Annotated in this window: 14 protein-coding genes and 1 pseudogene; 6 read left to right on the forward strand and 9 right to left on the reverse strand. The window is 42.2% G+C overall.

What is annotated here, in order from left to right; translation table 11 throughout:
• Positions 1-662: 662 nt before the first annotated feature.
• Positions 663-1667, reverse strand: a complete 1005-nt coding sequence (locus BLT91_RS25350) for an aldo/keto reductase (RefSeq protein WP_090826382.1) — start codon at positions 1665-1667, stop codon at positions 663-665.
• A gap of 590 nt (positions 1668-2257) precedes the next feature.
• On the opposite strand from BLT91_RS25350, the gene BLT91_RS25355 reads away from it, so the two are divergent.
• The 3 genes from BLT91_RS25355 to BLT91_RS25365 are packed head-to-tail and all read left to right on the forward strand — an operon-like array spanning position 2258 to position 5985.
• Positions 2258-3754, forward strand: coding sequence for a spore germination protein (locus tag BLT91_RS25355; RefSeq protein WP_090826385.1), 1497 nt, complete (start codon positions 2258-2260; stop codon positions 3752-3754).
• A 6-nt stretch (positions 3755-3760) separates the two neighbouring features.
• The gene (locus BLT91_RS25360) at positions 3761-4864 is read left to right on the forward strand and encodes a Ger(x)C family spore germination protein (RefSeq protein WP_090826388.1); all 1104 of its coding nucleotides are present in this window, start codon (positions 3761-3763) and stop codon (positions 4862-4864) included.
• A gap of 20 nt (positions 4865-4884) precedes the next feature.
• Positions 4885-5985 carry a GerAB/ArcD/ProY family transporter gene (locus BLT91_RS25365; RefSeq protein WP_090826391.1) on the forward strand — a complete coding sequence of 367 codons (1101 nt, stop codon included), beginning with the start codon at positions 4885-4887 and terminating at the stop codon, positions 5983-5985.
• A 446-nt stretch (positions 5986-6431) separates the two neighbouring features.
• Here the strand turns inward: BLT91_RS25365 and BLT91_RS25370 are convergent, their stop codons facing one another.
• Positions 6432-6746: an ankyrin repeat domain-containing protein gene (locus BLT91_RS25370; RefSeq protein ID WP_090826394.1), complete on the reverse strand. Its 315-nt coding sequence runs from the start codon at positions 6744-6746 to the stop codon at positions 6432-6434.
• Between the two features lie 565 nt (positions 6747-7311).
• Positions 7312-7542 (reverse strand): annotated as a pseudogene (locus tag BLT91_RS25375) (transposase); the annotation flags it as partial.
• 81 nt (positions 7543-7623) lie between these two features.
• On the opposite strand from BLT91_RS25375, the gene BLT91_RS25380 reads away from it, so the two are divergent.
• The 3 genes from BLT91_RS25380 to clpP are packed head-to-tail and all read left to right on the forward strand — an operon-like array spanning position 7624 to position 9121.
• Positions 7624-8208 (forward strand): ArsR/SmtB family transcription factor, encoded by a 585-nt coding sequence (locus BLT91_RS25380; protein WP_090826397.1) that lies wholly within the window; start codon positions 7624-7626, stop codon positions 8206-8208.
• 13 nt (positions 8209-8221) lie between these two features.
• Positions 8222-8509 (forward strand): hypothetical protein, encoded by a 288-nt coding sequence (locus BLT91_RS25385; protein ID WP_090826400.1) that lies wholly within the window; start codon positions 8222-8224, stop codon positions 8507-8509.
• Between the two features lie 30 nt (positions 8510-8539).
• Positions 8540-9121, forward strand: coding sequence for an ATP-dependent Clp endopeptidase proteolytic subunit ClpP (gene clpP, locus BLT91_RS25390; RefSeq protein ID WP_090826403.1), 582 nt, complete (start codon positions 8540-8542; stop codon positions 9119-9121).
• Between the two features lie 265 nt (positions 9122-9386).
• Here clpP and BLT91_RS25395 read toward each other — a convergent pair whose 3' ends face one another.
• Genes BLT91_RS25395 through BLT91_RS25410 form a run of 6 tightly spaced genes read right to left on the reverse strand, consistent with a single transcriptional unit; the run spans position 9387 to position 12703 of the window.
• Positions 9387-10568, reverse strand: coding sequence for a M24 family metallopeptidase (locus tag BLT91_RS25395; RefSeq protein WP_090826406.1), 1182 nt, complete (start codon positions 10566-10568; stop codon positions 9387-9389).
• A 54-nt stretch (positions 10569-10622) separates the two neighbouring features.
• Complete coding sequence (locus tag BLT91_RS25400) at positions 10623-11078, reverse strand: hypothetical protein (protein WP_254777139.1); 456 nt, start codon at positions 11076-11078, stop codon at positions 10623-10625.
• A 44-nt stretch (positions 11079-11122) separates the two neighbouring features.
• Entirely contained in the window at positions 11123-11548 is a 426-nt protein-coding gene (locus tag BLT91_RS25405) for a hypothetical protein (RefSeq protein ID WP_090826410.1), read from the reverse strand.
• A complete protein-coding gene (locus BLT91_RS32005) occupies positions 11545-11691 on the reverse strand; it encodes a hypothetical protein (protein ID WP_175532525.1) in 147 nt (48 codons plus the stop codon). The genes BLT91_RS25405 and BLT91_RS32005 overlap by 4 nt, the downstream gene beginning before the upstream one ends.
• A gap of 16 nt (positions 11692-11707) precedes the next feature.
• The gene (locus BLT91_RS32010) at positions 11708-11857 is read right to left on the reverse strand and encodes a hypothetical protein (protein WP_164484210.1); all 150 of its coding nucleotides are present in this window, start codon (positions 11855-11857) and stop codon (positions 11708-11710) included.
• A 15-nt stretch (positions 11858-11872) separates the two neighbouring features.
• Positions 11873-12703 (reverse strand): hypothetical protein, encoded by an 831-nt coding sequence (locus BLT91_RS25410; protein ID WP_217635280.1) that lies wholly within the window; start codon positions 12701-12703, stop codon positions 11873-11875.
• Positions 12704-12759: the final 56 nt, after the last annotated feature.

The following is a 12759-nucleotide window of genomic DNA, read 5'->3' on the forward strand; positions in this document are numbered from 1 at the left end:
AGTATAATACCTTAATTATACAGAAAAAAAGGTACAGCCTCCTCAAAAAATTGAGGAAATCTGTACCTTTGCTGGACTTTTTCAGTGGCCTCCTCAAGGGTTTGCTAGTTTTTTCGTAAAAATAAAATGACAAATAAAGTCTTGAAGTAGTTTTAGGGCTAAATTGACTGATTTACAAAATAGTTTTGAAGTACTTCTGACAAATTAATTAGGATATTTATCTGAAGCAAAGTAGCACAAAAGCAGCAACGATCCGTCGTCGGTTGGCGGCTCGATGTGTTTTCCTGACATTCTTTCAGCCAAGTATAGTCCGGCTTTGCGCAACTACTCTTAAAGATTTACCTTCACCACTAGATCTTCAGTCTATGTCCGTTTCAGAGGTAATTACGAGTTGGAGAAGGCATATGAAACGAGCGGGCGGTTCTACGGGTACTCAGAAAGCTGCACAGCTTATTTCACAAGCCAAGCAAGATTTAAAGCGGTTATATGTGAATGACTTCATTTTATTTTCCCGCGGGCGGAAATTAGAATTTAAAAGCCACCCATCAAATTCTATATATCAGTTGGACTTGCCGAGATTTCCAAAGTAACTTTTGTATCAGCCATGATTATCTGCTCCTCCTAACTTTATCTTAATGTTCATGCAATACATTAATGAGAACTCATTTAATTGGAAGTGGGGCATTCTCAGCAACTAGTTTCTGCTCCTTCATTTCTATCCAAAACTCTGATGGTATTACTTCCTTTAATGCAGCTACATCCTCCGCGATTCTTTCCGGCCTACTGGCTCCCGGAATAACAGCTGCGACAACAGGGTTAGCTAGCGAAAAGTGAATTGCAGCTGCCTTCACACTTACACCGAAACGTGATGCAATACTTTTTATTTTTTCCACTTTTGCGATGATTTCCGGAGATGCCTTCTGGTACTCGAAGTTTGCCCCTCCAGCTAGGATACCAGAACTGTAAGGCCCACCAACGACAATACCCATTTCCTCCCTTAAAGCGCTTGGCATCAATCGTTGTAAGGCCTTTTCATGATCTAATAACGTGTATCTTCCTGCTAATAAACTTAGATTTGGTTTTGCTTCCCCTAATTCAAGCGTAATTTCAATGGGTTCGACTCGATTTACACCTAGCCCCCAGTATTTAATGACACCTTCATCACGCAATTTTGTTAAAACTTTAAATGCACCTTTTCGTGCACTTTCAAAATGAGTCAGCCATTCGTCACCATAAAAATCCTGCGCAATATCGTGAACGAATACTATATCTAATCGATCGGTATTTAATCTTTTTAGGCTTTGTTCAATCGAACGCAAAGTTCCGTCTGCAGAATAATCAACGATAATTTTGTTTTTATTGCCGAATTCAAATACCCCACCTTTCTCACCAAGATCACGAGTGGACGGGTCTTCTATTTCATCTGAAATTACTCGACCAACTTTTGTACTTAGCATATATTCGTCATGATTTTGTTTAGATAACATTTGCCCGAGTCGACTTTCGGCAAGACCAGCGCCATAGAATGGAGCTGTATCGAAATACCGAACTCCTTGTTCCCACGCCGCCTCTATTGTCGACATTGCCTCTTGTTCTGGTATATTACGAAACATATTACCTAAAGGTGCTGTTCCAAAACCAAGTTTTTGTGTAAATAATGTTTTCATAAATGTTACTCCTGTTGTCTGTAAGAGTTAGTATTTATTTGTTGCTAGGTATCGTTGTCTAGTTGCAGATATTGCACTTTGCACTTCTTTTGATAATAATTTATTATTACCAAAATTGTTATTAAATATCAAAATCATTGACATACTTTCAAACCACTTGTTACTCCGCATATTTCCTCAGCCGTTGTTCGAACTATTATCTATGTTTTCGACATTTGAATATGCCTCAGTAACCAAAGGAATTTTTGAGCTGCAAAACATATTCTATGCTTCGAAGCGATATTTAATAAATAACAAAAACTAAATTTGATCATAAATTTTTTTATTTATTTATCAGCATAATCCGACAACTCCCTTAATAAGGCGACGTTGTTATACTATTGAACTCCATAGAAAAGAAGAATGAGCGACGGCTTAGTTGACCAGAACAATAAGAAGCGCATCCCTCTTGCACTTGGTTGTTTAAACCGTCTGTTAACTAATAGCAATTAGCCTAGCCCCTTTCACCAAAAAGCAAAGTTCTTGAAATGAATAATAACGTGAGCTTTCATCCAAAATATAGGCAAATCGGATGATGGGAACGAACAACCATGCCAAATAAGCAATTAAAACCAACTTCAATGAAGGATTTCCTTGAGGCTTGTCAACAGTCAAGTGACTTCGTTACGATAGAACTCTCCTTTATGCTTACTGCACAAACAACCTTTAAGCTTTCCTACTATAAAACTTTAATCAATAAAGAGATGTTGAACCTATCAATTCGATCACTTCAACAGGTAGAACCTTCACACTCCTTAATAACAATCGAAGAAATTGTCTCTCATATTCCAATTGAAGGAACTCATATTACCGATCAGATTGAAACTGCTCAATTAAGTGTGTTAAAGGGACTTGTCCTTGTACATAGTGATGAAGTGCCGGAGAGGTATGCTCTTGTTCCAATCACAAGCAATGAAGGTCTTCGTACAAGCAATGATGCGGATGAGGAATTTAGCGTCGTTGGGCCAAAGGTGGGCTTTGTCGAGGATATAGATATTAACTTGAAACTTATCCGTCTGCAGTTAAATACCCCTGATTTAATTATTAAAGAAATTTCAGCTGGAAGCATTTCCAAGACCAAGGTATCTCTGCTGTACCTTAAAGACGCTGCAAATCAAGAAAATGTAGCCAAAATAGAAAAACGTATTAGCGCTCTGAATTTTGATGTTATTTTTGATACCACTCAGCTGGATCAATTAATTGCGGATAATTCATTCACTCCTTTCCCACTTTTTATAACAACGGAGCGTAGGGATCGGGTCGTATATTCTCTTGTATTGGGTCAAGTAGCCGTGATTTGTGATGGCTCCCCTTACTTTATCACCGGACCTACGAATTTATTTGACTTTTTTCTGTCCCCAGAAGACTACTATACACCTTGGCTGCTTGGATCTTTTTTTCGCTTAATTAGAATTTTCGGTGTTGCCTTCTCTCTTCTGGCCACTGCCATGTATGTCGCTGTCATCACATTTCATTATGATATTATTCCCAAAGAACTGCTTGGACGACTGATTTATTCCAGACAAAGTGTGCCCTTCCCGCCAATCATTGAAGCCCTATTCTTAGAAATTACTGTAGAACTACTAAGGGAAGCAGGGGCCCGCCTTCCTAGTCGTATTGGTCAAACACTCGGTATTGTTGGAGGGATTATATTAGGTCAAGCTGCAGTTGAAGCCTCATTAACGAGTAATGTGTTAATTATAATTATATCTCTGTCAGCTCTAGCTTCATTTGTTACTCCAATCTATAAAATGTCTAATGCCATTCGGTTTTTGAGATACCCAATCATCCTTCTCGCAGCCATCTGGGGTAGTCTAGGGATTGCGCTTGGTATTTGCTTCTTACTTGTGCATTTGTCCCAACTCCGTTCATTGGGATATCCATATATGTCCCCTTTTTTTCCCTTACACACAAAAGATCTTAATGACAGCATCGTCCGTTCCTCTTATACTCAGATCAATTCAAGACCAAGCTATCTCAAGCCTGTTACAAGTCTTCGTTATAAACCTAAAAAGGCAACGATTAAACGTGATTTTGATGAGGAGTGACTGTCGTTGGGATTCAGAAAAAAGTGGAGCTGTTATTTGTTTTTCTTCGCTATGAGCATGCTTCTAACTTCCTGCAACAATAGTCAAGTCATCAATCAAATTGAACTCGTGCAAACCGCCGGCTTTGATTTGGATAACCAGACAGTATTATCCAGTGCACTTATTGGAGAATATAAGGAGAAGGAAAAAACGAATGTTAAATTGCTAAAGACCATATCCAATAACAGCTATAACATGATCCCGCTTCTGAATCTCAAGTCTAATAATCCAATCAAATACGGCCAAATGAGAATGATGCTCTTCGGAGCGGATTATGCGACGCACAATATTGGTCCGATACTGAAATTTCTCGCACAAGATGTATCCATTTCAGGTAACCTTAATTTAGCCGTGTCTAAAAATAAAGCTTCTGAGTTGTTAGCAGCAACGATTCCAGCGCATGATCCTTTATTTTTAATGAAAATGATCAACCAAAACTCGGATACGGCGAATTTGCCGTATACCGACCTGCAAACCACACTTTACAACTTCTTTGACGAAGGAAGAGATACCTATTTACCTCTTTTCTCCTGGGATGCGGATAAAAAACCACAGATAGATGGCATCGTTCTATTTAAGGATGATAAGGACGGAAAGCTGATTTCACAAAAGAGTAACGAAGATGCTCTATGGCTCAAAATGCTTGTTGAAAACAGTAAAAACGGTAACTTCATGTTTCCTTTGGAAGACGCAAAGAACGATAACGAGAAGTATGCTTTTGTGCAAATTATAGAGTCTAAGACTAACTTCACACCCATTCCAACCAAGGCCGTTTCACAGCAATTATATGGTTTAGACATAAACATAAATGTGAAGCTACAAATAAAAGGTACACTTCCTATTACAGAGAACAATCAATTACAAACCATGCTCGAAACATACATATCCAAAGAATTGGAACATTTCATCCAATCCTGCCTCAGTGCCAATATTGATCCGGTTGGGTTTGGCAGCTTCCTCCGGAGTAAAACCCGAGGCTGGAATGCCTCCGAATTTTACGAAGTCTACCCTTCCATGAAGACAAATGTCATCACGAAAGTGCAAATTGTTAAGGCAGGTATACAAAAATAACAGAATGGGGACAAAATTACGTGAATGGAGTAGTTAGCGATAAATTTTCTGTTTCACCTATCCATTTATTGTTTCTGATGTACGTAAGTTTGGTAAGTCCCGGGACAATGAGCTTCCAACATCATATCACTTTTGGCGCTGGGCATGATGCCTGGTTGTCGGTTATTCTGGCCACACTCTTTATCGCATTGCTGATTTGGATGATGTATTTTATTATTAATCGACAGAATCAGGGACAAGCAAACCTAGTCGCCATTAACAACCGATATTTCGGTAAAATAATGGGGACCATCATCAATGTTATCATGGTTATGTTCTTCGTATTTGGTTCGTTTGTAGCCTTCAGATATTATCTTCAAATCATCCATATATGGGTATTGCCACATACGGCTATTTGGCCTATTGGATTATTCATTTTGTTTATTGTGTATTACGCTATTTCCGGAGGGTTTCAGTCCATCGCAGGCTTATGTATGGGGGGGACAATAAGCATTTTTATTTTCATACTGCCTCAAATCTTCGTTGCCGCCTTCTCTCGCCTTCATCCGGATAACTTTCTTCCCATTTTTGATCACTCCATAACACAAATCGCCCAGTCCTCCAGACAAATGACGCATGAATTTGCTAGATGCGCAACTCTATTGGTCGTCTACCCCTTCATCAGAAGTCCAAAAAAAGCAACCCCATGGGCTTTTTGGGCGGTTTTGGTTAGCGGCCTATTGTATTTAACGTTATCTTGTATAGGTATCATGTATTTCAGTCAAGGTCAGCTCCAGCTAATTGCTTGGCCAACCTTGAGCTTGTATTCGACACTTGACTATCCAATTATGCAGCGAATGGAAACCTTGTTGATTACCGTTTGGATAGTTAAGATCTTAGCCATTATCTCATTAGGATTATGGGCAGCCTGCCATAGTATGAAACAAACGACAAAAATGAAGCAGCGAACTAGTTTAAAAATATTTATAGGTCTCATCTTAATTGTGTTTTTCCTTATTAGGAATGACGAACAAGTTCAAATCAGTTTCGATTTATACTCGATGGCAGGTGAATATATGATGTTTCTCTACATCCCTCTGCTATTTGCTATCTCTTTATTTATTAAAAAAACAAGCACATAACTGCTGACATAAAAGTTTTCAAGAAAATGGGCTGGCATTGTCGGAATCGGAAATGTCCTTTTTTAAATAATAATGACTATGTCCACCAAGATTTGTTAACGCTCCGAACACTTCAAAACCTTGTTTTTGTAACATGCTTCCGCACAAATTAAAACAGGGAGCAGCTGCCGCGGCTATCTTTTGAACGCAAAAAACGCATCTCTCCAACAAAGGGAAGAGTGCGTTTTAATTTAGCCTTTTTGTACCAGTTTTTTGGATAAATGTGATACGGCCGCTTCAGCCTCTTTATAGACTTTCTCAAGCTTGCTATAGGCGAAATCTCATATCTGGACATTCAAATCAAAGGCCTCAATCGGCAATCAAAAAATCCGCAATTTCTGCGGATGCTTATCGGTCTATTTTCTTGTTATTCGACATCCACTCAATCCCTCTCCGGTTTCTGGGACTTAATTTTGCGCTATTCCGTAGGTTGATTGAATATAGGGGTCTGCTCCATTATCCAAAAGGAACTTTGCAATTTCCACGTTACCCTCCGAATAGAGATTAAGATTTGAATAAAGGGCCGTTTTAACGTTAATATCATAACTATTTACATTCGCTCTGTACTGAACCAGAAGTTTTACAATCTCAAAATTATTACTACTAGCAGCATCTATTATTAATGATCTTTTATCGCCAACTTCGAACACAATATTAGGATCTATCCCCTTATTTAGCAGAATAGCAACAATCCCATTTAATTCTTTTGATTGTCCTTTCATTTGGGATCTGTTAATAACTCAACTTTCGCACCTTGAAAAATCCTATAAACCCTTGATCTGACGAGGAATTGTCACGGAAAAGAACAGAAAAACACCCAATCCTTTGGTAAAATTAAGCTACCACACAAAACCACCAAGGAAGGATGTTTCTCTTGTCTATCGTATCAAATCCCTCGGCTTCTGAAAAGCAATTAACTTCAAAAGTAGATTCCTTTTTTGCCCAACATCGGATCAGTAAATTGTTGAACAATCTAATTTTTTCAAGGAGTGCGGTTTTACATGCTTTGAACTGTTCAAATTCATTTTTTTGCTAGTTTTCAGCAACAAGAATCTATATCAAACGCTGAAAAAAGAAGATGAAGCTGCCCGGCCAGGAAAAGATAGTGTCAATCGCTTTCTGAATTCGAGCCAGTTCAATTGGCGTAAATTCTTGCTACTTTTAAGCAGTAGTCTCATCGAAGCCAAGCTCAATCCCTTATCATCCAATGAATGTCAAACAACAAATAAGAGGCTTGAACTCCAGCGGCAAGTTCCTGCTGCAAATGTCGGCGTTCATTTCAACATAACGATTCTCTTGCTTATTTGAGCTGAGAAGCGAAAAACAAAGAGGAACAAACGTATTCCCATCGGACCATCCTAAGGTTAGCATACGAAATCCTCGAACAAACTTGCCCTTTGTATGGTCATGTACGTTAGCAAGAAGTTCAACAGTTTTACTACGGGCACGTGAAAAGAGCGAATCATCAAGAATAAATACCTTCACATCCTCAAACAAGGGATGTAGCAACAGCTTCTTTCATAGCCCATTGACATTTCTCAATCCACATAATAAAATATTTTTACGTAACATATTCTTTGTATTGGAGGCAAATTCTCCATGCTAAAAGATATTCAAGACAGTTATTACATCGAATCTCCTGAGCAAGCAACGGTCTTGCTGAACCCTCTTCGTGGGGAAATCATCGCTCAATTGATAGTGCCAGGGTCTGCCGCTGAAGTTGCTCGAACACTTGGTGAGACGGCCCAACGCATTAACTACCATCTCAAAGCATTGGAAAAAGCAGGCTTGGTTCAACGAGTAGGCACACGCCAGGTGCGTAATCTGGTGGAAGTTCTGTACAGAGCCATAGCCAAAACCTTTGTTTTAGCCGAATCGCTCAGTATGAAGCCTGAAACCTTACAGAGGTTGAAAGACCAGAGCTCACTTGCTCATCTCGTGACCACATCCGAGCGGATTCGCAAAGATGCGATGCTGCTTATGGAGCAATCCGATGTCGGTGAAGTAATTCCTAGTGCTACGCTTCAACTACAGGTCCATTTGTCTGATGAACTGCAAAGGCAAAAGTTCGTTGAGGAGTACGCTGCCATGGTACAGCAATTAGTGGATCGATACTCTGGCAGCAAGGACGGCAATGAAGCGTATCAAGTCTTGTTAGCCGTATATCCTAATCCGAAAGAATGAGGAGGCAAACGCCATGAGCCAAGAACAACAAACAAGTAAGCCGAGTGAGAGTGAGGCAATACCTGTTATTGCTTGGGAGCAAGCAGTTGAACGTACTCTTGAAACAACGGGCAGCAACGTGATTTCGATCGACTCTTATCGTCGTCAAGTTTCCTCGCCTTCTGAATCAGAAGCTACCGTCATCGTTCATGAATTTCAAACTTCTCATGGCAAGGAACCGATTCGTCTTATCATGGTATCCTCCGGGTTTGGCCAGAAGCTATCTGTGCAAAGTCATACCGTTCAAAACAAAGCTGCATAATGCACACCTCAAATAGAAAGGATGATTCCTATGAGTTTCATACCTATGGTTGTCGAACAAACTGCACGCGGTGAGCGCTCTTACGATATTTATTCCAGATTGCTTAAAGATCGCATTGTATTTCTTGGCACTGAAGTAAACGATCAAGTAGCAAATGCAATTATTGCTCAGTTGTTGTTCCTTTCCGCTGAAGATCCTGAGAAAGATATTTCGCTCTACATTAATTCGCCCGGTGGTTCCACTTCTGCAGGACTGGCGATTTACGATACGATGCATTTCATTAAGCCCGACGTTTCCACCATCTGTGTAGGTATGGCCGCATCAATGGGTGCCATTCTTCTGACTGCTGGTGCACCTGGCAAAAGATTTGCACTCCCTAATGCCGAGGTCATGATTCACCAACCATGGGGAGGTGCCCAAGGTCAAGCCAGTGATATTCACATTCGTGCCCAGCACATTCTCAAAACACGGCGAACACTTAACCGTATTCTTGCGGAAACAAGTAAGCAACCGATCGAGAAGATTGAACAAGACACGGACCGTGATTACTTCCTATCCGCTGAAGATGCGAAAACATATGGATTAATCGATAAGGTGATTGAGAAGATATAATAATTACTTCCATTGACAGGAAACCATTTGAAGGAATGAGAAGGCGTTATTTGGTAAAATCTCTTATATGGTTTTCCCCGAATAGGGGATTATAGTTCCGTTCGGAAGCTTTTCGGGTTTTATCGACAGAATGTTTGATGAACAATAAGATGTTTAGTTCAACATATTTTAGTTCAACATATATAGTTAAATTCAAAAAAAGACTACCATTGAGCGTGCCGCTCCCGGGTAGTCTTTTCGCATATTTGCTTTACATCTGCTAGCTTTAAATATGTATCACTTTATCACGGGAAATTGTCAGTTTTTCGTATCCACTTTCGGTGATCAGATACGTATCCTCAATGCCAACCACTCCGCGACCGGGGAAGGTGAACTTGGGTTCAATCGCGATGACCATGCCAGGCGCCAGCGGGTATTTGAACCCTTTGGCGAGAACAGGCAGTTCGTCTATTTCGAGCCCAATGCCGTGACCAAGGAATTTCACTTGGTCGGCGCCGTACCCCATGAAGTGGGCGCTTAGCCCCGCTTCGTGCACTTGATCCAGCGCGAGCAGATACAGATGCTCGGCGATAACACCAGGCTGCAGCCTGGATTCCGTAGCGCGGAGCACCTGCTCCGCCACGTCATAGGCCCGCTGCAGCTCAGGGTCTAAATCATCGATCACTAGCGTGCGCGTCTGATCGATGAGATAACCGTCGATCGAGCAGCCGATATCGACGAGGATCGGTTCGCCGCGTCCGATCAGCGCGCGGCCAGAGCTTTGCGGGCTGGACGGGTGGAGCCCCGTGCCACCGGCCGGCCCGTCAAAATAGGTGGGCACCGCTGCCGCAGCTCCTGCCGCTACCATTCCGGTTATCAACTCGGAATTGTACGCGCGCATGCGCATCAGCCCTTGGTGCCCGCGCAGGCGGAGCTGATGCTCGATGAGCGCCATCAGCTCAAACTCCGCCATCCCCTCACGAATGTGGGGGATGACCGCTTCCAAGGCTGCGTCGACGACACGCGCAGCCTTCCGAATCGCCGCGACTTCGTTCGGCGATTTGATCATCCGCTGCTCGCGCACGAGCAGCGAGCCGTCCTCCCAGACCGCGCCGGGCAGCGCGGCCTGCAAACGAAAGAACAGCTGGACGGGTAACACGTCCAGCTCGGTCGCGATCCGCAGCGGCGCAGCCGCGGATCCATCCGCGCATCGCGCCAGAAGACGCTCACCGAGCGTCTTCAAAGACCCCAGCGCTTCCACAGCCGCTGACGCTTCCTCCTCCGCTCGGACCAAACTTCGGCGTACGAGATAAAGCGCCTCGCCTTCCGCCGGAATAAACAGATACCCCGTCTGCATCGATCCGCAGTAATAATATATATCCACATTGTTGGCGACCAAGAAGCCGGACCATCCCCGCTGGATCATCTCACCCTGCAGCCACTGCTGTCTTTGCTGGAAAACATTCATACGTACCTCTCCTTATGCAGCCCTGAATTTACACCTCACCTTCTTATTATACATTCAAAATACCATCTCCGCAGAAGACTTAATCGTCCACGTAATCGGCTGCAAAACGGTATACGTTCGCGGAAATTCCAAACGGATGAACATAATCACTCCAGGCCGATCAAGTGTAACCGAGTAACCATATCCCGCATCCAAATACGTATAAGGAAATACCTCATTATCATTAACAATCTTAAATAATTCCACCACAACCCGAGAGCGTAAAAACGTATTTGGCAGCGGATCATTCATCCCATTCAATCTTAAATTAGTTTGCAAATACTGCAGCGCTGCGTTTCTTGCCTTCGTCTCATCAATAGCGTGAATGCCGCCTGCCAGCTTCACTTGATCACTTTGCTGAGCAGCCGCATGTACCGCATTATTCAAAGCGTGCTTTCCGTGAAAAAGCGTATGCATCGCCAACTCCTCATCCGTTTGCAAAGCAAATAGCGATAGATAAACCACACTCATCAAAACGAACAAAAGCAGTTTATACAAGTCATCACCTCGGGCCCTCAAGGTACATATTCACTCATTTTCATGCCCGCAGCGCCCATGCGATCAGAAGCAGCGGGAACTGTAATTCCGACAAGCTGATCAATCACAAAAAGTCGATGATACGGATACGTCATTTTCAAACTTAAGCCTGTCCCTCTCCAAACAGGCAGACTTGCATCCATTCCCCCGCCCCCTGTGGTCGTTTCTACCGTATAAACAAGATCCCCGGATACGAAGCCTCTTTCCTCCATTCGATCCCTAGAATCCTGAATCATTACGCTATTAATATAACCGTGCCTGCCGTTGGCACCGATTTCTAGCAAGTAATCGACCTCTTTTTGCAAAACAGCCTGTCTAACAATAATGACATGCTTATACACTGGTGCGAACATGAACCAGCAAAGCATCGTCGCAAACAAAATAAACACCAAAATCTGCTTCATGGGTTAATCCGCTCAATCGTCCCATTAATCCTTGCACCGCTGTTACTAACCTGCTGTCGGGTACCTGTGCTGCCCCCAACTACATTGTTATATATGACAATCACCACCATAATCAGCATCACCGTAACGAGGATCGATCTCAAAGCAAGCCTTCTATCATTAAGGCCTCAATGCCGTAATGTCTGTATTTGCTTGCGTTCCATGCGTTGAAATATTTCGTCTCATCCCTGTAGACCCATCATTTATAATCGATGTAAAAAGTAAAGCCACCACAATTAGCATCATGACTGTAATCAATATGTTCCTCATAAGCTCGCACTCTCCTTAGTTAATCGCATCAAATAATCGCTGACCTTCGGCAATCCACGGGTACATGAATACCCGAAAGGTGTTCAAAATCGGCAGTCCCGCTAACACAAAAAGCAAATAAGAAACGGTTTCTTTTTTACTGTCTCGGACCAGTTCCATTTTTTCTTTGTAGTCCTGAATTCGTTGCTTCATCAGTTCGTAATAACTGCCGTGTTCATTAAGCCTCAAAGCATTCAACGTTTCCCCAAAGCTATGCGCTTCATCCGTGCCTAATCTCGCTTTAAAATTCAAAATAGCTTCTTCCGAGCCTTGATACCATTCATTAAGCAGCAATTGAAAGTGTGTCCGGATCGAGCGCGTCTGCGTTACACATAAAGAAAGCTTGGCATGCAAATTCATATGAGAATCATTGTAATAGAGAAGGTGATGACTAATAACGTAAATTTCTCGAACAATCCGATGTGCTCGTTTTTCCTTCAATTGAGCCAGCACTTTTTTATCAAAAAATAAAAAAATCAGCATACACGCCGCCCCGACCATGACATAAATGGGCTGTATATGAAAAGTAAACATAGGATAATCCAGAGCTAAGTATCCTGCCGCACCAATCAAAAGTGCCCCACCCATCAACATTCTTCTCACACCTTCGTAAAGGTTGGCATTCATCCAAATACCGCACCCCAGCAATAGCTGCCGCTTTTCCTCCACTATTTTCGTACTCAATCCTAAACATGTGAACAACCATAAGGGAAGCCTCGTTTCTTGCAGCGCTCTTTTGACATGAAGAGACCTCCACCTCTTCGTCCGGACAGGCACATGCATGAAGCCGTGATAAATAACTGTCATGAAGAGAAGGAAGAGTAGTAAATTAGAAGCCATCTGAATAATCACAAGTTGTGTGC

This window comes from Paenibacillus sp. yr247 (assembly GCF_900103825.1).
Lineage (GTDB): Bacteria > Bacillota > Bacilli > Paenibacillales > NBRC-103111 > Paenibacillus_E.